This window comes from Alteromonas sp. I10 (genome assembly GCF_003201515.1).
Lineage (GTDB): Bacteria > Pseudomonadota > Gammaproteobacteria > Enterobacterales > Alteromonadaceae > Alteromonas > Alteromonas macleodii.
Genome location: NZ_QJJN01000004.1, coordinates 114,050 through 134,807, shown reverse-complemented (window position 1 = coordinate 134,807; position 20,758 = coordinate 114,050). Strand labels below are relative to the sequence as shown.

Annotated in this window: 14 protein-coding genes and 1 pseudogene; 3 read left to right on the top strand and 12 right to left on the bottom strand. The window is 44.3% G+C overall.

What is annotated here, in order from left to right; translation table 11 throughout:
• Positions 1–38: 38 nt before the first annotated feature.
• From folC to BZA03_RS09580, 7 genes are all read right to left on the bottom strand, one after another.
• Positions 39–1,370 carry a bifunctional tetrahydrofolate synthase/dihydrofolate synthase gene (folC, locus tag BZA03_RS09610; RefSeq protein ID WP_110288636.1) on the bottom strand — a complete coding sequence of 444 codons (1,332 nt, stop codon included), beginning with the start codon at positions 1,368–1,370 and terminating at the stop codon, positions 39–41.
• The gene (accD, locus tag BZA03_RS09605) at positions 1,370–2,215 is read right to left on the bottom strand and encodes an acetyl-CoA carboxylase, carboxyltransferase subunit beta (protein ID WP_014949945.1); all 846 of its coding nucleotides are present in this window, start codon (positions 2,213–2,215) and stop codon (positions 1,370–1,372) included. Before accD ends, folC begins: the two co-directional genes overlap by 1 nt.
• 309 nt (positions 2,216–2,524) lie before the next feature.
• Complete coding sequence (gene truA / locus BZA03_RS09600; RefSeq protein ID WP_014949946.1) at positions 2,525–3,316, bottom strand: tRNA pseudouridine(38-40) synthase TruA; 792 nt, start codon at positions 3,314–3,316, stop codon at positions 2,525–2,527.
• 204 nt (positions 3,317–3,520) lie between these two features.
• A complete protein-coding gene (locus BZA03_RS09595) occupies positions 3,521–8,164 on the bottom strand; it encodes a FimV/HubP family polar landmark protein (protein WP_110288635.1) in 4,644 nt (1,547 codons plus the stop codon).
• Positions 8,165–8,661: 497 nt separating this feature from the next.
• The gene (locus BZA03_RS09590) at positions 8,662–9,678 is read right to left on the bottom strand and encodes an aspartate-semialdehyde dehydrogenase (protein WP_014979671.1); all 1,017 of its coding nucleotides are present in this window, start codon (positions 9,676–9,678) and stop codon (positions 8,662–8,664) included.
• Between the two features lie 29 nt (positions 9,679–9,707).
• Positions 9,708–10,910: a 4-phosphoerythronate dehydrogenase gene (locus BZA03_RS09585; RefSeq protein WP_110288634.1), complete on the bottom strand. Its 1,203-nt coding sequence runs from the start codon at positions 10,908–10,910 to the stop codon at positions 9,708–9,710.
• Between the two features lie 237 nt (positions 10,911–11,147).
• The gene (locus tag BZA03_RS09580; protein ID WP_039225270.1) at positions 11,148–11,903 is read right to left on the bottom strand and encodes a class II aldolase/adducin family protein; all 756 of its coding nucleotides are present in this window, start codon (positions 11,901–11,903) and stop codon (positions 11,148–11,150) included.
• 174 nt (positions 11,904–12,077) lie between these two features.
• Here BZA03_RS09580 and BZA03_RS09575 point away from each other — a divergent pair, with 174 nt between their 5' ends.
• Positions 12,078–12,767, top strand: coding sequence for a Crp/Fnr family transcriptional regulator (locus tag BZA03_RS09575; protein ID WP_014979674.1), 690 nt, complete (start codon positions 12,078–12,080; stop codon positions 12,765–12,767).
• An 81-nt stretch (positions 12,768–12,848) separates the two neighbouring features.
• Positions 12,849–13,757, top strand: a complete 909-nt coding sequence (locus BZA03_RS09570) for an alpha/beta fold hydrolase (RefSeq protein ID WP_146212362.1) — start codon at positions 12,849–12,851, stop codon at positions 13,755–13,757.
• 219 nt (positions 13,758–13,976) lie between these two features.
• Here the strand turns inward: BZA03_RS09570 and BZA03_RS09565 are convergent, their stop codons facing one another.
• From BZA03_RS09565 to BZA03_RS09540, 5 genes and pseudogenes are all read right to left on the bottom strand, one after another.
• Complete coding sequence (locus BZA03_RS09565; RefSeq protein WP_110288632.1) at positions 13,977–14,264, bottom strand: type II toxin-antitoxin system RelE/ParE family toxin; 288 nt, start codon at positions 14,262–14,264, stop codon at positions 13,977–13,979.
• Entirely contained in the window at positions 14,265–14,495 is a 231-nt protein-coding gene (locus BZA03_RS09560) for a CopG family transcriptional regulator (RefSeq protein ID WP_110288631.1), read from the bottom strand. It lies immediately after the preceding gene.
• Positions 14,496–14,750: 255 nt separating this feature from the next.
• On the bottom strand, positions 14,751–15,917 hold the full coding sequence (locus tag BZA03_RS09550; RefSeq protein WP_110288630.1) for an alpha/beta hydrolase: 1,167 nt from the start codon (positions 15,915–15,917) through the stop codon (positions 14,751–14,753).
• 267 nt (positions 15,918–16,184) lie between these two features.
• Positions 16,185–17,399, bottom strand: coding sequence for a beta-ketoacyl-ACP synthase I (gene fabB / locus BZA03_RS09545; RefSeq protein ID WP_110288629.1), 1,215 nt, complete (start codon positions 17,397–17,399; stop codon positions 16,185–16,187).
• 293 nt (positions 17,400–17,692) lie between these two features.
• A pseudogene (locus BZA03_RS09540) lies at positions 17,693–19,258 on the bottom strand (AMP-binding protein).
• Positions 19,259–19,481: 223 nt separating this feature from the next.
• Between BZA03_RS09540 and BZA03_RS09535 the strand changes: the two are divergent.
• The gene (locus BZA03_RS09535; protein ID WP_110288628.1) at positions 19,482–20,756 is read left to right on the top strand and encodes a galactose oxidase; all 1,275 of its coding nucleotides are present in this window, start codon (positions 19,482–19,484) and stop codon (positions 20,754–20,756) included.
• The last annotated feature ends 2 nt before the right edge of the window (positions 20,757–20,758 follow it).

Sequence of the window (20,758 nt, the reverse complement as noted above, 5' to 3'; positions counted from 1 at the left end):
CCTGCTTGAATACACGGTTTTACTCTACAATGCGCGTGTTAGTTTTGCTCAGCAAGCACGTCTGCTACGGTAACAAAAGAACCAAAAACGAGAATAAGTTCACCAGTTTGATAATCTGCAAGCGCGCGCTGATATGCCGAGGTCACGTCCTGAAACGTGTCTATATTCTCTATGGTTGTGCCGGCATTAACAAGTGCATTTTCAAGTACTTCTGCCCTGCAGCCCCGAGGACCACTCGTTGACGCTACGTACCACTTGGCATTAAGTGTCGCCAGTGGCGCTAAGGTCTCTGCAATAGACTTATCTTTTAGCATGCCCACCACAACGCGCATTTGGCTTACATCGTAACGGTTTAGCCAATCTTGCATAGCTGTCGTCGCTTGTGGATTATGGGCAACGTCTACAACTACTAACGGGGAATCACTGATAGTCTGCTGGCGCCCCGGCATGGTGGTGTTCTCAATAATATCTCTTACCACGCTTTCTTCGGGCAGCAAATCTAGTAGCTCCAGCGCGGCCAACGCTGTACTCGCATTTTGAAGTGGAATTTTAGGATAAGGTAGCGACGTATAACTATTGCTCTTCCCTTTCCAGCTCCACTCACTGTAATCACTTGCTACCACTGTTTCGAAATCTTGTGTAGCCCAACGTACGTTAGCTTGTAGCTCGTTAGCCACATCGTAAAGCGATGATGGAGGAAACAGCTCACCAACTACTGCATTGCCGCTTTTGCGCATAATGCCCGCTTTTTCCCGAGCAATTTTTTCGCGGGTATTACCAAGCCAATCTTGATGGTCAAGATCGATAGTCGTAATAACAGCTAGATTGGGATCAATAATGTTGGTGGCATCCAAACGTCCGCCTAGGCCTACTTCAAGAATGACCACATCAACAGCCCATGACTGCATCATTTTCATGGCAGCCAGTGTACCGAACTCAAAGTAAGTTAGAGTAATAGGTTCGCCACCCGTGTCTTTTCGCGCGCTTTCAACAAACTCAAATGCATTTACAAATTCATCGGCAGGCGGTAATTCGCCGTTGTAACGCACGCGTTCACGATAGTCGGTTAAATGGGGTGAACTGTATACCGCAACACTTTTGCCTTGCGAAAGCATGGCCTGCTCAAGTAAGCGGCACGTTGTGCCTTTACCGTTTGTGCCTGCAACAGTAATAACCAAAGACTGGCTAAGTGAAAGTGCCATGGCATTGGCCACTTCTTTCACTCTGTCTAGCCCCATATCGATGGCGCTAGGATGAATAGATTCTAGGTAGGATAACCACTGGCTCAGGCTTTTTTGCGAAGATGAAGACGCTGAAGCGTTTTCTGCGTGTGGCGCTGAGCCAGTATTTAGATTGTTTTCGTTATTCACTAATTCTTATAATGCAACTTAACCAACAGGCTGTGTAATCTATCACGCATATCTCTGCGGTCAACAATCATATCAATTGCACCTTTCTCAACAAGGAACTCACTGCGTTGGAAACCTTCAGGCAGCTTTTCTCTTACTGTTTGTTCGATTACGCGAGGACCCGCAAAGCCGATTAGCGCTTTTGGCTCGGCTACGTTTACGTCACCAAGCATCGCCAAACTTGCAGATACACCACCCATTGTAGGGTCTGTAAGTACACTAATATAAGGCAGGCCTTTCTTACTCATTTTAGCAAGCGCTGCAGATGTTTTAGCCATTTGCATTAGCGACATCAGTGCTTCTTGCATACGCGCACCGCCACTAGCACTAAAGCAAATAAGCGGCATATCGTTTTCTAAGCATGCATTAACAGCAGCAACGAAGCGAGCCCCTACAACCGATGCCATTGAGCCGCCCATAAACGCAAACTCAAAACACGCAACCACTACCGGCATACCTTTTAGCTTGCCCTGCATTACCACTAGTGCGTCTTTTTCGTTTGTCGCCTTTTGTGCAGCAACGATACGGTCTTTATAGCGCTTAGAGTCTTTAAACTTAAGTACGTCTTGCGGCTCGTGCTCTGCACCTAACTCAACGCGATCGCCATCATCTAGGAACGCATCGATACGGCGGCGTGCCGTAATACGCATGTGATGGTCACATTTAGGGCAAACTTCCTGAAGTTTTTCCAGTTCGCTCTTATACAGCACTGCTTGGCATGAACCACACTTCGTCCAGATACCTTCTGGTACGTTACCTTTGGTTGATGTTTGCGTGCGAGGAAGAATTTTTTGAATCCAGCTCATGGAAATTGAATCCTTTGTTTTTTGTTTGCCGACCATGACGATTGATGTTTGTTCATACTTGTGGTCAACAACACATTAATTTTTTAAGTTTCATACTGTATTACAAAGAAAAAATACGTAACACAATAGAACAGCTACCTAATATAGCGCGCTATTAGACCACAATACAACGAAATGGAAAAAACAAAACTGGTCTTAGAAGTTGGCAAGGGATGATTTGAAGATACACGCTTCAATACAACCTGAGTTAACTGCTTGCCGATGTGCAGCTAACTCAGATTGAAAAATTTAAAGGCGAAGGTAGATAGATTAGGCTTCTGGAAGGAATAGTGGTCCTAAAGGCGGCTTAGGTAAACCATGCTCGTCAGGGTATGTGACGTCAACCAAGTACAACCCATTTGGCTTCGCCGTGGCTGCAGATTTGCTTCTGTCTTTCAGGCTTAATAAGTGAGCTATCCAATTTACATCTTGCTCCCCTGCCCCAATCTCAACAAGCGCGCCCGTGATATTGCGAACCATATGATGCAAGAATGCATTGGCGCGAATATCGATAATAACGTATCGCCCTTGGCGATATACGCTTACATCAGTAACGTTGCGAAATGGTGTTTTACTTTGGCACAGCGCTGCGCGAAACGAGGTAAAATCTTGCTCACCTAGCAATGCTTGTGCGGCAACATGCATTTTTTTCTCGTCTAATTCGCGGTGGATATGGGTAACACCGGAATGGAGAATAGCTGGACGCATTTTCGCATTATGAATAACGTAACGATAGCGGCGATGGGTAGCAGAAAAACGTGCATGGAAGTCATCGCTGACGTTCTTTGCCCAAGTAACAGCAACAGAGTTAGGCAGATTCGCATTTACGCCGAGTGTCCAAGCGCGCTCTGAGCGTGGTGCATCACAGTTAAAGTGAACCACTTGCCCAGTAGCATGTACACCAGCATCGGTACGTCCAGCGCATTGCACTTCAATGGGTTCGTTGGCTACTGTCGATAGTGCCTTTTCAAGATGTTCTTGAACACTTGGTACTTCACGCTGGCGTTGCCATCCGTATACAGCAGCACCGTCGTATTCAATCCCTAAGGCAATTCGCCCCATATCTGTATTACCCCGTTTCTGAAAAGGCGCTAAGTGTAGTCATGTCGCTTGCAACATGCAATGCCGCTAATACGCAAAACCCTTTTAGGTCATAGAAAATAAATGTTCTTCACCTAAAACAAAAACGGCCTGCGTATCTTATAAATACACAGGCCGTCCAAAATCTCAAACGAGAGCGCGGTTATGCGCATAAGAGCAAACTACTTAAGCAATATTCGCTAAAATCGATGCGGCTTCCTGTTTTTGCTCTTCGCTACCCTCTTTCATTACTTCTTCAAGCAACTCTTTTGCAGCGTCCACATCGTCCATTTCAATATAAGCGCGAGCTAAGTCCAGGTTAGCGTTCTGCCCTGCGTCTTTATCTATATCAATCACCGTATCTTCATCAGATACACCTGTGAAGTCAGATAAACTTACATCAAGATCTAGCGCTTGGCTATCCGGGTCAATAGCGTCTGCATCATCGCCATCGTCCATTAAAGCCTCTACATCAAGGAAGTCTTCTGGTGGCGTTTGCGCGTCACTTTCACCATCGACATCACTAAGTAAGGCGGCAAGATCTAAATCAGGGTTATCGAGTTTAAGATCATCCTCTTGAGCCTTTTCAGTCTCAACGGATTGAGCCTCTTGTTCGTCCTCTTCAATTTCAGTTGGCGTGGCAATATCCAATTCCACATCATCTGGAATTTCAAGGTCGTCTAATGCAAGTTCCGAATCATCTTCTTCAAGGGCGAAAGTATCTTCGTCGTCTTCTTGCTCAGACTCAAAAGCACCATCTTCGTCTAGCTCAAAGGTTTCATCTTCTTCGTCTAGTTCAAACGTATCATCGCTTTCGTCGAATCCAAGGTTGTCGTCACTCCCTTCTAACTCGAATGTGGCTTCATCATCTTCCTGCTCAAGTTCGAAAGTATCTTCACTCTCTGCTGAAGATGCTTCTGGATCCTGACCGTCGTCATCACTTTCAATTTCACTGGTGTCGACATCACTTGTATCAACAATAGCGTCTGACTCAAGACTTTGAAGAAGCTCATCGAATTCCGCACTGTCAAGATCGTCAAGAATCTCGTTGTCGTCTACATGATCGTCGTCATCGGAAGCAGACAGCCAGTCGTCAAGGCCAGGAACATCGTCAAGTTCGTTAAAGTCTTCTTCGCTGTTCTTATCTGAATCGCTTTGGTTTAAATCAGTTTCTTCAGGTGAACTCGATTCTTCAGCAGCACTAGATTCTGATGATATTTCGTCACCTTCATCTTCACCGTCTACTACACCGTCAATTTCTTGCTCTAATTCAAAGCTTTCTACTTCGTCATACGCAGCGTTTAACAGGCTGTCGTCGTATTCATCACTGTCTGCTGCTGAAGCATCTTCCGCTGGCTCTGTTGGCGCTGAGGGCTTTTCCTGCGCTGATGGCTCTTCCGTATCCATCTGACTGAACGAAGGAATATCATCCATCATCTGTCTTTCAAACGCTTCAATAGCGTCATCTAGTGGATCGTCTGACGTTTCCTCCGCTCTTTCTTCGGCGTCTTCATCAACGGTTTCGGAATCTAGCTCTACGTCAGTTTCTGGCTCCAGTTCTGTCTCGGCTTCAGGTTCTAGCTCTAGTTCATCTTCCAAGTCGGCTTCAGGTTCAGCTTCAGTTTCAGGTTCAGCTTTTTCTCCTAGTTCCTGGTCTTGTTCTGTTTCAGAATCGATATCCTGTTCTAATTCAGGTTCAAGCTCAGGCTCAGCTTCAAATTCTAGCTCTGAATCTAGTTCTGACTCCGTTTCACCTTCGGCTTCCGCCTCTAGCTCTGCTTCATCTTCCGAGTCGGCTTCAGGCTCAGCTTCAGTTTCAACTTTATCTTCTGATTCCTGGTCTTGTTCTGTTTCAGAATCGATATCCTGCTCTAATTCAGATTCAAGCTCAGGCTCAGCTTCAAATTCTAGCTCTGATTCCGGCTCAGGCTCAGACTCAAGTTCCGCTTCTAATTCAGACTCAATCTCAGCGTCTTGTTCTGCTTCTACTTCAGTGCCAAACTCTGGCTCTGAATCTAGTTCTGACTCCGTTGCACCTTCGGCTTCCGCCTCTAGCTCTACTTCATCTTCCAAGTCGGCTTCAGGTTCAGCTTTATCTTCAGCTTCGTGGTCCTGTTCTGTTTCAGCTGCGAAATCCTGTTCTAAGTCAGGTTCAAGCTCAGGCTCAGCTTCAAATTCAAGCTCTGACTCCGGCTCTGGCTCAGACTCAAGTTCCGCCTCTAATTCAGGCTCAATCTCAGCGTCTTGTTCTGCTTCCACTTCAGTGCCAAATTCTGGCTCTGAATCTAGTTCTGACTCCGTTTCACCTTCGGCTTCCGCCTCTAGCTCTGGCTCAGAATCAAGTGCCACTTCTCCTTCTGACTCAATCTCGACTTCAGATTCAAACTCTGCGTCTGTTTCATCATCAGGTTCTATTTCGGATTCAAGTTCAGAAAGTAGCTCGTCTGTCAGCAGATCTACATCTTCACTGCCTTTAGACTCCTCAGCTTCTAATTCGGCAAGCAACTCGTCAGTTAACGGGTCGCTAAAATCATCGTCGTTATCTTCACTTTCTGAATCATCAAGGTCCAAATCTTCATCATGGGGTTCGGGGCTAACTTCAGGCTCACCTTCCAATTCTGCTTCTAGTTCTGCAAGTAACTCGTCGGTAAACGGGTCGTCAAAGTCACCGTCTCCATCATTATCAGAAGGTAATGCGCTTGGGTCATTTTCTTCAGCCTCGTCATCAGCCGAGTTATTTTCATCCTCTAAATGCTCTTGCTCTGCTGAGGTCGATTGATCCGCTGATGGCATTTGATCCGCTGAGGGCTCTTCAGCAAGCTCATCTTCCGCCTGTAACTCTGCAATAAGCTCATCGGACAGAGGGTCACTGAAGTCCGCGTTAGTTTCTATTTCGTCAGTGACAATTTCGTCCAAATCATCAGTAATGGCATCAAGACTCTGAATAGACTGCGGCGACGGCGAAGACGTTGTTATTTCTTCCTCAATATCATCCTCGTCTTCGTCATATTCGTCGCCTAGACCACCCATCATTTCGATTTGCTCAATTTCGTTTAGCAAATCGTCGGTGATTTTATCTATTTCTTTATTTTGCTGATTAATCTCATCATCTAGCTTGCTCAGCATATCCTCATTGATAAGGTCATCGTTGCTATCTAGCTCATCAGTAAGGCCTGCATCAACGCCGTGTTCTTCTAGCAAATCGTCAATACTGATTTCAGGCTTATCGTCTTCATCTTCCACGCTCGGCAATGATGCAACGCTTTCCAAACCGTCGTCTTCTTCGGTGTCAGGCAATGAATCAACCGAACTAGCAAGCAACGCGTCGATATCGTCTTCGTCAACATTTTCAGATTCTGCAGCTCCGTTAACCTCGGCAAGGATATCGTCAGGGTCTACGTCGCCCGCCTCATCTAGCTCGTCACTTTCAGATTCTGTTGTATCTTGGCTTTGAACATTATCGAGTAAGTCGTCAATGTCAAAATCATCGTCATCTGCCGATGCAGGCTCTTCAGCACCCGCCGTCTCTGACTCGCTTTCTTCAGAATCTTCATCAAAGATGTCGTCATCCCCCGAAAGGTCGAAGCCTTCAAGGTCGTCTGCGTCGTTTTCGTTTAATACTTTATCTGACAAGTCATCGTCGTCGAACAGGCTATCCAGTTCGCTTTGATCTAGTTCATCATCGCCTGCCTCAAACAAGTCATCACTGCCATCGTCTGGCACCAACATATCGTCCTCAAGATCGGCGAAGGTTTCTAACTCATCATCTAGGCTTTCTTCTAAATCTGAGGTAAGTACGTCATCGAGCAAGTCGTCGTCATTAAATAAATCGTCATCTGATAACTCTGCTTTATCATCAAAATCGGATGCCAATGCGCTTGATAGATCGCCAATGTCAGAATCAGGTACCGGCACTTCATCATTATCAGCTGTAATTGTCGGGGCAGCTGCAGGCGCTTCTTCAGGCTTACTGTTGCGTTTGAGCAGCCACATGATAAGGCCACCAACCAACAATAGTGACAGAATTGCCGAACCTATAATTAGACTCAAAGGGCTGGTAAGTGCGCTTAAAAATGAAGACTGCTTTTCTGCTTCGCGCTGCGCTTGCTCGGCCTTGATCATGTCGAGCAATTCTTGCTGAAGCGCCACTTGCATATCAAGCTGGCTCTTAACATCACCTTCGACTTGCCCACGCAAGGTTTCTAGCTCGCCATTAACAGCCTCAACCCGCTCGTACAAGCGTCTGTTTTCGTTAAGAATCGCTTCAACATTTTCCAGTGAGGCTGCAAACTGCATACGCAGTTCGTCGAATTGTCGGGTTTGCTCCTGATCCAAGCGAGTGATTTTCTGCTCAATATCAGTTTGGGTTTGCGTCAAGTCTTGTTGATTGACTAAAGGAGATGCAGGCTTGATGTTTCTCACGCTACTGCCAGGTTTATTAAGCATTTCAGCAAATGCTCTATCATCCTGCTCAGCGCGCATCTGGGCTTTTTGCTTATCAATTCTGGCGATATACCGCTCTGATGGTAACTTTAATACCGCACCATCAACTAATAAATTTAAATTGCCGTTTTCGAATGCGTTTGGATTGAGCTCGTAAATAGCGGTCATAACCTGATACACACTCAGGTTATTGTTTTGGCGGTAACGCTCGGCAATACGCCATAGAGTATCGTTGGCGTCGATAGGGCCATATTCTAGGCCCGAATACTGATCAGTTGCGTCTTTGGGACCTTTTAAGAAGGTAGCGCGTTCTTGTGCATCTACAGTGATAATAGGGCCAGACAAACAAAGTGTTAGTAAAAGTAAGCCCGTCAAATGCAATTTCATAGCAGTCCTATATGCCCTCAAGCGTCTTTACCACCCGAGACGTATGGGCGGATTTTCTAGCCAATCAGTACGGAAGAAAATATTGGCTTTTATTTTTATTCTTAAGCCACCTTGAAACCATTAATAATCAAGCTAGCGTTTTACAGTCTTTATGAACTTAGCAGTAAGATTTATTTGCGCTTTTTAGAGTTCTTACCCTTCGCCTAAGTGTCTGACTGAGTATTGTTTTTAACGTTGTTCTATTCCTAACTTTACAAACTATAAACCAGTTATTAAGGGTGATCTAGTTAGACAGTAGTATTGAACCACTCTTATGCTCAAATTTTCGCTAAAAACCGTCATTCAGTAGCTTCGAGTGCTGTCTTTCTATCCCGTTGAACAGTGCTGCTTCATTGCAACAGGCATTGCCCTTTCATTGCGTATCGGCAAGCACAGAAAAATGTTTACCTTTTCCTGTGCTTATCCAATTAATCAGAGGCTGTGTCTCTGTAGAGCATTTACAAGTAGTCGCGAATAAGTGTCTCAGCAATTTGAATGCTGTTTGTCGCTGCACCTTTGCGAATGTTGTCTGACACCACCCACAAATTTAAACCACAAGGATGAGTAATATCATTCCTGATACGACCCACATGCACAATGTCGTTGCCGCTAGCGCTGCTTACTTGCGTTGGGAATTGCTCATTTCCGTCGTAAACTGTTACGCCTGGCGCATCGGCCAAAAGCTCTTTAACATGCTGCGCATCTATTGGCGAACGCGTTTCTAAGTGAATGGCTTCAGCATGACCGTAGAAAACCGGCACGCGCACAGCCGTCGCGTTTACCAAAATACTTTGATCGCCCATAATTTTTTGGGTTTCCCACAGCATTTTCATTTCTTCTTTGGTGTAATCGTTGTCTTGGAATACGTCTATTTGAGGGATAACGTTAAAGGCAATTTGGCGACTAAACGATTCTGGCTTTACTTCACGTGCGTTTAGCAAACCTGCGGTTTGTTTAGCCAACTCTTCCATGGCTTCTTTACCTGCACCAGAAACTGACTGGTATGTGCACACATTAATACGGTCAATACCAACCGCGTCTTGAATAGGTTTAAGTGCAACCAACATTTGAATGGTTGAGCAATTTGGGTTCGCAATAATGTTTCTATTGCGAAACTCTGCCAGTGCATGGGCGTTAACTTCTGGCACCACAAGTGGGATATCTGGCTCGTAACGAAACTCTGAAGTATTGTCGATAACAATACAGCCTTCCTCTGCCGCTAGCGGAGCAAATTTTGCAGAAATGCTGCCTCCAGCTGAGAAAAAGCCAAATTGCACTAATGACCAATCGAAATCATCAGCATCTAATACTTCAATGTCTTCGCCTTTAAACGACACGGTACTACCTGCTGAACGTTTACTGGCAAGCGGATACAAACGGTTTACCGGAAAGTCTCGCTCTTCTAATAGTTCAATCATGGTTTGGCCCACTAAACCTGTGGCGCCAAGTACCGCTACGTCAAACGCTTGCGACATAATGCTTTATGCTCCTAATATTAAAATAACTAAACCAGACTTACGTGAAAGCCCAGTTTGGTGAATGTGTCTTGGATTTGCTTACTGGTGTTTTTTGGCAAGTGTAACGCATAGGCGCTGCACTCGCGACGCACTCTGTATTGCTTGCGCAATGTAGAGAACGTATTTGCTATGTGTGTCTCTGGCGTTTCATTATGGCCTGACGCAAACGCGTTTCGCGTTATCTCATCGTCAATAGCTACATCATACACATTGTGGAATACGGCAATGAGATCCTCAACCGACAACCGCACCGCCTCAGGCGAATTTAACGCAACTTTGATCGGATTGGTTTTCTCTAAAAAGTCGCTAAGCACTTTGTCTGGGGCTTTGCCCACTACGTCACAAATTTGCTCGTAAATCATTTGCGTACCGCGCACTTTGCCTTCTACAGAGTGCCCCGCGATATGTGGTGTAACGAACCAAACATAGTCAAATAATGCTGTATTTATGGCAGGCTCATTATCGAATACGTCGAGTACCACCGTTGGCGCTTTTTCCCCTTGAAGTACGCTAAGTAGTGCCACTTCATCAATAACCTCACCCCGGCATGCATTTATAAGCAGCTGGTTTGACGTTAATCCTTCCAGAAACGCTTCGTCTATCATCTGATATGTAGGATATTCGCCGCCTTTAATAAAAGGCACGTGAAGCGAGATAACATCGCACTTTGCTATTTGCGTTAAGTCTACAAATGACTGACCGTTATGCTCCTTCTTACCAGATTTTGCTAGCGCTTGCTGTAGCGGTGGGTCATACAGACAGTGTTTAACGCCAATTGCCATTAAAATTCTTGATAATGCAGTTCCCACATTACCAGCACCTACTATTCCCACTGTCGCATTATATAAATCGAGCTTTTGGGCTTTTTGCGCGTGCAGCAAAACACTCAACACGTACTCGGCAACCGCTACGGCATTACAGCCTGCTGCACTGCTATGCATAATACCCACGCTATCTAAATGCGTTTTATCTAGATGATTGGTCCCCGCCGTTGCCGTAGTAACAAACTTGAGCTTGCTAGCGCTGGTCAGCAGTTCAGGGGTAACCTTGGTAGTAGAACGTAGCGCAAGAATATCTACATCGCGCAGCATTTCAGGCACAAGAGATTGCCACGCATAGGTTTCAATCTCACCTACGCTATTAAGGTAATCGGTGCCAAACGGAATGGTATCTTCAAGAAGTATTTTCATGGCGCTAAGTGTACCTTAACTTAGGCTTTTAGTAACCCAGCGCCCTTGATTTATCTTATCGGTGATTCGTTTAATTTACGTCATTTTGATGCACGTTTGGCCGCAACATTAAAGAGACGGCCGAAGTTCATACAATCCTTTAAAACGGGAATGCTTAGAGCAAACCGCTTTAGCTCACGTTTTTTGTCCACTTCATCCTTTGCGAACGTGGTATTGGATAACGTTAACTTTAAATAGTTACTTGTCGTAACCAGGGAAACGGCGTTCAACGCGTCGTTTAATACCCGGCCATGCTAACGAACCACCAGCCTGCCGAGTGACTTGATCGGCTTGTGTACGAATGCCATCTAGAATTGCCGAATGAATTGGAATAAGCGGCTTGCCTGTGGCCTGCGCTTTTAACTGAATTTCACAGGCGCGCTGCATAATAAACATAAACAAGAATGCATCGGGAATATTGTCTGCACAGGTTAAAAGCCCGTGATTGCGCAAAATCATAAATTGGGTATCACCAAGGTCGCGAACCAATCGCACTTTTTCTTCTGGGTTTAGCGCCACGCCTTCGTAGGCATGATAGGAAAGCGACGCCAGCGGAAAAAGCGACTGTTGCGAGTAAGGCTGCAGTCCTTCTTCTAAAATGGATACCGCCACACCTTCTGCTGTATGCAAATGCAACACGCACTTTGCATCGTCTCTAGCCTCATGAACGGCGCTATGAATAGTAAAACCTGCTGGGTTAATGTCGTACTCACTTTCCATTACCTTGTTACCGTGAAGATCAACTTTAACCAAGCTTGATGCAGTAACTTCATCAAACATTAAACCGTAAGGATTGATCAAGAAATGATGATCAGGCCCAGGAACACGGGCAGAAATATGGGTGAAAATAAGGTCGTCCCAACCATACATAGCAACTGCGCGATAACATGCGGCAAGGTCAACACGGGTTTGCCATTCTTCACTGCTAACTTTCGACTTTACTGAATCTGTCATAGATTTACTCTTTTAACGTACAAATTAATTTCATTTGAGGCGGGAGCCCTAGGTGGAAGGCTCGATACCTTGAACGTTTCAATGAAACTTCCACTAACTTTCTCTTACCACCTACATTACGCGCAGTAATTGCTATACACTGTCGGATATACGACATTGTAAGAAATTTGTTAAATGGAAAAATTTAAACCTGTTCTCGCTAGCTCTACTTGGTTTGGCGCGCTCCCACCCTATTTGCAGGAAGCCATGTTCGACAAGATGCGCCTAAAACACCTAAAAGCAGGGCAGCAACTTCATGCCAAAGGTGAAGACGGTGTCGGTTTTTACGGCGTATGCGAAGGCCGTTTAAGAGTTGTCACTGTGGGCGTAGATGGTCGCGAAATGCTATTTGCACTACTGGGCCCCGGCACCTGGTTTGGTGAGATATCGATGTTTGACGACCTCCCTCGTACTCACGACAACTTCTGCGAGACAAATTGCACGGTGGCGATTATTCAAAAGAACGCGTTTAAAGCACTGCTTGAACAGTTCCCTGAACTCTACCCGCATTTTACTCGCCTTTTATGCACGCGAGTGCGCAGCGCGTTTCAGTTTATTGACTCAAGTGCGGGTCTTAGCCTTAAGCACCAGCTGGTAAAACGGCTTTTAATGCTTACCACCAGTTACGGTCAGCATTTGCCCAAACATAACGCGATTACACTTACCCTTTCGCAAGAATCTTTAGCGCAAATGATAAATAGCAGTAGGCAAACGGTGAACCAGTTATTAGGTGAACTTCAACAAGAAGGTTTGGTTAAACGGCATTACGGGAAAATCACTATTCCCGAACCAGATACCTTGTTTAGTCGTTACCAGTTTATCTAACCGAAATAACTAGCTGAATTGCTAAAGAATTTGTGGAATATTAATAAAGTCGTGGAAACGCAAAGAAAAGGAAAGTTCGCGTTGAAAATTTTATCTGTCAGCATCGTTATGCTTTTATTAGTCGGTTTTGTATATCAGTCATATTCAAGCTATGTCGATTCCACCTCTTTTGACAAGCGTGGAGAAATGATAGATATCGGTGGCTATAGCCTTTATGTCGAGGACACTGGAACAGGAAAAGTTACCGTAATTTTTGACGCTGGTATGGGTGATGACTCATCAGTCTGGAACAAAGTAGTAGAAGAAGTCTCACAGTTTTCTCGGGTTATTACCTATGATAGAGCTGGCCTTGGGTGGAGTGAGGAAAGCCCGCACGATAGAGACAGTAAAGTCATTGTCGCTGAACTTCACTCGGTTCTAAAAGACAAAGATATTACTGGACCAATTATCCTTGTAGGCCATTCATTTGGTGGGGTTAACATGCAGCGCTATGCCCTTACCTATCCTGAATATATAGCCGCTTTGGTGTTGGTAGACTCTGCCCATGAAGATCAGATAGAGGAGATGCCTCAAACGAATTATCTTCAAAAATACCTTTTCAAATTTGGAATGTGGGCAGCCCCTGTCGGTATTCCCAGATTGTACCTTTCCAACACTAATCCAGAAGAAAAAGCTAAAAAAAGTACAACCAAACATCAATATACCAGCTTAGATGAAGCCGAATACTTTCCAAGAAGCCTTAGTGAATTAAATGAATTAACGCCTAACTTTGGCAATTTGCCTTTGGTTGTTGTTGCGCGAAATAAAGCATCTTCTGAAATCGATAATACAAAAACCAGAGATTTGGTATGGGCGACTTTGCAGGAAGACATTGCCACTCGCTCTACCAATAGCACAATCATTTTTTCAGGGGAACGTCAGCATTCTATTCAGAAAAGGCAGCCAGAAATAGTTGTTGAAGCAATTCAAAAGTTAGCTGAAAAGCTTTAACTAATACTAGAATTCCGCTATGGAATGCCTTGTAGTAATTTTCCGAAAACTTAGTAATAACACAGTAGCCCTCTATTAATATTAGGGTGAGCTTAGGGTTTTACTTAGTCAGATATGGATTTGTACGTGACGAAATGTATTGAGCGGTGCAACTTCGTTTCCGTCTTTAAGGTCTGCCAAAAAAAAGAGCGGACACCGAGTTTTGTTTGTTGGCTTGATTTAGAGCCATTCAACGATGTCTTGCCCACCCAGAATTGCCATTATCTCAACTTCAATACCATTGTATCGATAGTAAATACTGTCTGAACCATAAGCGCAGCGTCTATACCCCTGTCGAATATGGTCAACTGATTGGTATGCGGATGGATTACTTGCAATTCTTTCAAATGTCTGAAAAAAACCTTCGAAATACTTATCTGCTTGGAGTTCGCCAAATTCTACAAATCCATATGTATAAATACGCCTGAGATCCTCTTTGGCATTCAGCGATAACTTGTAGCTTTCCATTTATCTTTTTAATTCAGCCTTAAATTCTTTCAGCATATCTTCAGGCGATTGTTCAATGAATCCGCTTCTCTCTGCACTGACGAGCTTTTGATTTATTTCCTCAGCGCGTCTGGCCCGGCGAATTAAATCATTCACGAGTTCACTTTTGTTTGCATATTCTCGCGTATCTTCAATATGACTTTTGAGCCACGCATCATTTTTTTCAGTCAGAGTGATACTTTGACGAGGCATGACATTTACTCCAATAAATCTTATCTGGTGCAATATTACACCAGACTTGGTTAAACATCAGCATTTTTTAATTTAGAGAAGACAAGAGCCAAAATTATCACAGGCAGCTTGAGTGACGGGTAAATGTACGCAGCCGAAGAATAGTCTTTTCTGGCAACTACAGACAAACATGGTGGCTAGCAATGGTAACGACATGAGATAACCGTAATTGATGTATCTTCCATCACATATACCAAACGGTTGGGTCATCTAGGATCATAGAGCATCTAGAAAACTAGCAATTGAAGATTTTAACTCTTCGTCATCTTGATTTATCAAATTCAAAGCTTCTTGTCCGTATTTTTTTGCAAGATCCACCTGCTCACGTTGCTCGTAACCTTTGGCTAAGTTAAAAATAACCCACGCAGAGTCTGGATATAATGATGCATTGTATTTTAATAACTTCATACCTTTCTCTGGAGAGTGAACACCATTGGTCATGTAGTCTGCGGCGAAGTTAATTGACCCCTTACGAGGTTGAATTTCTTGATAAAGGTCGGAAGATAGCTTTTCGTAGTGTTCAGAAATGGCTTCAGGCCCTCCTTCTATTGCATCAAATGGTAAAACCCAATTCCTGTAGAGTTCGTTTGTTGCATTAACCAAACCGGATATATTCGTTGCAGCATGGGGAAGTTTTTTTAAAATTTCACTTTTCACCCTTAACCCTGGAACACTGTGTTCTTTGAAAAAGGTTTGTAACCTTAAAAAAGAAGCGGCCATTGTATTAGTTGTTTCATACTCACTTTTTACTATTTCATTACCTAAATTCATATATATGAATTGCTTTAAGGATTTACGAGATGAAAGGTAAGTAATAATTTTTTCTACTGTTTTATTATCTCCCCAGTGAAGGGATGGGCTGAAAGCATAATGCGCTGTAAAGAGTTCAGGCCGAGCTTGAACGGCATATAACGAAAGTAATCCTCCAAGAGAGTGACCTTCGAAAATTCTAAATTCAGAAGTCTGATAATTACTGTCTACAAAAGGGATAAGCTCTTTTTCGATATAGTCTAGGAAAACATCTGCTTTACCGCTAAGTACATCAGCTTTTGCGTGTGGAGTAGGTGTATAATCTCTGATGCGGTTTTCATTATCTATAGTAACCACAATAGTCTCAGGAATTAGCCAGTCATCATAAAAGCGTGCAATTACCGCACTTACCATTTGTTTATAATACTTGCCGTCCAAAGCATATATTACTGGGTATCTGTGAGTGGGATCTTCTCCATACTTCTCAGGAAGGTAAACACTTATTTTCTGTTCTTCGTTGAGTACTTTTGAATTTAACACATGCTCTTCTAAAGTAAGCTGTTGCGCCAATATCGAACTTGAAAAACAAAATGATAAGAATAAGCCAAACAAAAACTTCCCTGCTACATTCATGATTTCCTATCTTTTTTTGAATTGATTTATTGCTCACTATATAAATGTACCTATTAATGCTCAAGCTGACCGATGCGTTAGCTTAAATAGAGAATTAAAAAGTAATTGGTATTGTCTTCTCTATAATACCTAGGCACTTTTCATAGAAAAATGGAACAAAAAAGGGCGTAAACACAAACACCCACGGTGCTCAGGTTTACGCCCTTTTGTCTTCTTTGAAACTTCTTAACTAAAGCTAAAAAAGCTTACTGGTTCGAGCGGTTTCAATTAACCGTTGTAACGCTGCATAACAAGCGTTGCGTTAGTGCCGCCGAAACCAAAACTGTTAGACATAATTGTGTTTAACGTTGCTTCACGTGCTTGAGTAACAATATCTAGCCCTTGTGCCGCGTCGTCTAGCGTGTCGATATTAATTGATGGCGCAATAAAGTTATTCTCCATCATCAACAAGCTATAGATAGCTTCGTTTACACCCGCTGCACCTAGTGCGTGACCTGTCAGTGACTTAGTTGCACTAATAGGTACGCCCGCTTGGCCAAACACTTCTTGAATCGCCGCAAGTTCCTTCACGTCACCTACAGGCGTTGATGTACCGTGAGTATTTAAGTAATCGATATTTGCATCGACATTTTGCATTGCCATCTTCATACAGCGAATTGCGCCTTCACCCGACGGTGCAACCATGTCGAAACCGTCTGATGTAGCGCCGTAACCTACTACTTCGCCGTAGATTTTTGCGCCGCGTGCAAGCGCGTGCTCAAGTTCTTCAACAACAACCATACCGCCGCCGCCTGAACTTACAAAGCCGTCGCGTGCTGCGTCATAAGTACGTGATGCAACGGCAGGATTGTCGTTATATTTAGAGCTTAGTGCGCCCATAGCGTCGAATTGGCTTGATAGTGACCAATGTAGTTCTTCACCGCCACCGGCGAATACTACGTCTTGCTTTCCAAGCTGAATAAGCTCTAGCGCATTACCAATACAGTGGGCACTCGTTGCACACGCAGAAGCAATTGAATAGTTCACGCCGCGAATTTTAAACGGTGTTGCTAAGCAAGCCGATACCGTAGATGCCATACAGCGAGGAACCATGTATGGACCAACACGCTTAACGCCTTTTTCGCGAAGAATATCAGCAGAAAGCACTTGGTTTTCAGAAGACGCGCCACCTGAGCCTGCGATAATACCTGTGCGCTCGTTTGAAATGTCGCTATCTTCTAAACCAGAGTCTGCAATGGCTTGTTGCATCGCCACGTATGCGTAGCCTGCCGCATCGCCCATAAAGCGCATAGCTTTACGGTCAATATGGTCTTTCAAATCGATGTCGATGTTGCCCCAAACTTGGCTGCGAAGGCCCATTTCGGCGAACTGTTCTGAAAATGTAATTCCAGACTTACCCGCTTTAAGTGAAGCAAGTACGTCTTCTTTATTTACGCCGATGCTTGATACGATACCAAGACCGGTGATAACTGCTCTTCTCATAGTTTACCCTTTGCGTTGTTGCGGCTTATGGTAACGATTTTGAATGGTAAAGTGGTCTGCTCTGCCAATTGCCATACTCAAATTTGCCAAGTTTCAGCGTTGCAGTACCTGTTTCAATTCTGGGCTTATGTGTATAAACAGGTAGTTTCCCACTTCCCTTCTTTTTCGTTTTTGCCGTCTTCGTCTAAGCTTTCTTATTCGGAATAATTCCAATGTAGCACGAATGCACAGGGTCATGACCAGCGTTAATTTATACCTTCACAAAACCTTCAAAATAGCTTTAGCGGTTTCTTTTATTGACCAAAGTGAGCTCTAAGTTTGTTCTTAAATATTTTACCCGTATCTTCTCTGGGCAGAGTATCGAGTATTTGCAACATTTTAGGCCACTTGAACCGCGCCAGTTTGCCATCTAAATACCCGTGTAGCGCATCAATCGACAGCGCGTTGTCGGGTGAGCATTGAACAGCCACCACCACTTTCTCGCCATACTCAGCATCAGGCACCCCGAATACCGCGCAGTCTGCAACCTCAGGCATTTCTATGATGACACTTTCTATTTCAGCAGGAAATATATTGGCGCCACCTGAGATGATCATGTCTTTTTTTCTATCGCAAATATATAAGTAGCCATCTTCGTCCACATAACCCATATCACCTAATGTCGTGAATTCACCAACATGTAAGTCGCTTTGCGAGCCCGTAGTATTGGTATATTTGAATGGCGCGAACATGGAAAGGTGCGCATATATAACACCAACACCACCTACTTCGCACTCCTCTTTATCGTCGCTCAGTATTTTAATCGCGGCACCGGGAATGGGCTTACCCACAGAATTTGGCTTCTCTAATGCTTCTTGAGATGAAATTAGGGTCATAAAGCCTAATTCACTAGCGCCATAAGATTCATAGAAAATTGGACCAAACCAGTTAATCATTGCTTCTTTCACGTCGCTCGGCAGTGCGGACCCGGTTGATAAAGCAAATCGCAAACTTGAAGTGTCGTATTTGCTTCTTATCGACTCGGGCAGTTTAAGTAGCCTCACCATCATAGTGGGAACAATATAGGCGTGAGTCAGCTTAAACCGCTCTATGTCTTGTAAAAAGCGTTCGGGGTCGAATTGAGGCTCAATGTATACATCAATATTACCCGCTGCTAAACAGCAGAGCGTAAGCGCATGTGGTGCACTGTGATAAAGCGGTGCCGAGACGAAAAAGCGATCACCTATTGATAGCTGCATTAACGCTTCAGACAGCCCCTTAAATATCAAATAAGGGTCTGGCCGCGTTAGGTCTTCATCTCGCTTAATACCTTTGGGTTTTCCGGTGCTGCCAGATGTGTAGGGAAACATGCCCTTAAAGCGTTTTGGCGGCTCATTGTGGCGCGTTGCGTTTGGGGCAGCTAATAGCGTATCAAGGCACTGATACTGTTCCCCAGTTTTCGCCTCTGATGCTAACAGTGAATTATCTGTTAAATGATAGCGCTCTAAAATGCTTTCCGGCGTTTTAATCGTGTATATCACTGACAAGGTGGAAACTTGTAATAAGGTTTAGCGGTCATTCTCCCCCTTTAATAAATCGCGATGAGCGAACAGCACTTTAGCGCTGCAGTCGTCTAAAATAGGCAGAAGTTCGGCAACAGGGCTGTGCCAATTAAGCAGAACATAGCGCGAACCCACATATCGGCATGCCTCAACTATTTCAAATATATCGACATGGTTTCGCATAAAAATAGCTACCACATCGTTATCGCACACACCTTGCTCAGCCAGTGCACGTGCTATGATACGTGCACGATCATCCATTTCGTCTCTAGTGCGTTTGCAAATGCTTTGACCACATTGGTGAAACACGCCCGCCATACCTTCTCCCTGAACTATCTTGAATAGACCTAGCGCCAAATTTAACAAATTATTTACAAAAACAATTAAATAAGCGTATTGTTTTTACTGATAGATTGTTATTTGCAGAAGCAATAAGAAAAGAAGAGTTTAAAGCAGGTACAAACTTTTGCGGAAAAACAAAAAGGTGACAGGTAGAATACGCGGCCAAACGTTCGAAATTTAGATAAAACTGAAGATTGCTGTGTTATTAAAAAAGCCAAGAACCATTGCTCTACGCATTTTTCAAAGTGCGGTACCCCGACTTTCTTTCGTGGTGGCTGCCTTTATCATTGCTTCTGCAGCGACTGTCTCAGTAACAGCTGCGCATACCGTCCTCCCCGCGCTACCAGAGCCAGTTTCAAACAATGCCGTAGCTTCTGTAACCATAGACGACACACAATATGTATTTAGTTTTATGGGGCTGGGCAAAGGCAAGACCCATAAAGACGTGCACAATCGTGCTTGGCAGCTTCCTATTGATAGCAAAGATAAACCTTTGCAGTGGCAAGCCCTTCCCCCAGTTCCATCCAGCCTTGCACTAAAAGGTCGTTTGGCTTCCGTAGCAGTGGGCGTTAATGACAGCGTTTATATTTTTGGCGGTTACACGGTTGATGAAGATCACAATGAAATTAGTACGCCAGATGTTTATAAATACGCTCCTGTAACAGGGGAATATACGCTATTAACGCCTATGCCCGTGCCTGTTGATGATGCAACTGCTTTAGTTTACCAAGACCGTTACGTTTACTTAGTTTCAGGCTGGCACAACGATGGCAACGTAAACCTTGTGCAGGTTTACGATACGCAAACCGGCCAATGGCAACAGGCGAGCCCTTTTCTTGGCAATCCAGTATTCGGGCAAGCTGGCGGCATCGTTAATAACACTATGGTAATTTGTGACGGCGTTTCTGTAACACCTCACAGCGATAAACGCCGTAGCTTTGCTGCAGAAACTGCCTGCTTTAAAGGCGTAATTGATAAGCAAAACCCTTTTAAGATTGATTGGCGCACGCTTGACCATCCAACGGGTGCTGCGCGCTATCGCATGGCGGCAGCGGGCAATGAAGCCACCAATAAAATCTATTTTGTTGGCGGCTCAACTAATCCGTACAACTATAATGGCATTGGCTATAACGGCGAGCCTTCAACTGCAGATGACGCCATATGGACCTTTGATATTGCCGAAGGCACTTGGGTTATCTCGAAAACAGAAGCTGAAGCGCCTACGATGGATCATCGCGGATTAATTAACGTTAACGGTTCTTGGGTTACTATTGGCGGTATGCTTGGCGTACAGCTCGTGACCAGTAAAGTAACATCGCACTTTTCAACACCTGCAGAAGTGTACTGTCCATCTAGAAGCCAGGCTAGCTCTGGCGTTTCAAAACAAGCATCGGATGGGCAAGCTGTTGAAGTAGTGAAAACTGCCTCCACTTCAAAGTGCCAACACAACAACGACATAAACGGAGAAAAATAAAC

Excerpts from the sequence above, each read along its gene's own strand:
- truA (WP_014949946.1), bottom strand. The coding sequence starts at position 3,316 with ATGGGGCGAATTGCCTTAGGGATTGAATACGACGGTGCTGCTGTATAC.
- accD (WP_014949945.1), bottom strand. The coding sequence starts at position 2,215 with ATGAGCTGGATTCAAAAAATTCTTCCTCGCACGCAAACATCAACCAAA.
- BZA03_RS09595 (WP_110288635.1), bottom strand. The coding sequence starts at position 8,164 with ATGAAATTGCATTTGACGGGCTTACTTTTACTAACACTTTGTTTGTCT.
- BZA03_RS09565 (WP_110288632.1), bottom strand. The coding sequence starts at position 14,264 with ATGGAAAGCTACAAGTTATCGCTGAATGCCAAAGAGGATCTCAGGCGT.
- BZA03_RS09560 (WP_110288631.1), bottom strand. The coding sequence starts at position 14,495 with ATGCCTCGTCAAAGTATCACTCTGACTGAAAAAAATGATGCGTGGCTC.
- BZA03_RS09590 (WP_014979671.1), bottom strand. The coding sequence starts at position 9,678 with ATGTCGCAAGCGTTTGACGTAGCGGTACTTGGCGCCACAGGTTTAGTG.
- BZA03_RS09585 (WP_110288634.1), bottom strand. The coding sequence starts at position 10,910 with ATGAAAATACTTCTTGAAGATACCATTCCGTTTGGCACCGATTACCTT.
- BZA03_RS09575 (WP_014979674.1), top strand. The coding sequence starts at position 12,078 with ATGGAAAAATTTAAACCTGTTCTCGCTAGCTCTACTTGGTTTGGCGCG.
- fabB (WP_110288629.1), bottom strand. The coding sequence starts at position 17,399 with ATGAGAAGAGCAGTTATCACCGGTCTTGGTATCGTATCAAGCATCGGC.
- BZA03_RS09580 (WP_039225270.1), bottom strand. The coding sequence starts at position 11,903 with ATGACAGATTCAGTAAAGTCGAAAGTTAGCAGTGAAGAATGGCAAACC.
- BZA03_RS09550 (WP_110288630.1), bottom strand. The coding sequence starts at position 15,917 with ATGAATGTAGCAGGGAAGTTTTTGTTTGGCTTATTCTTATCATTTTGT.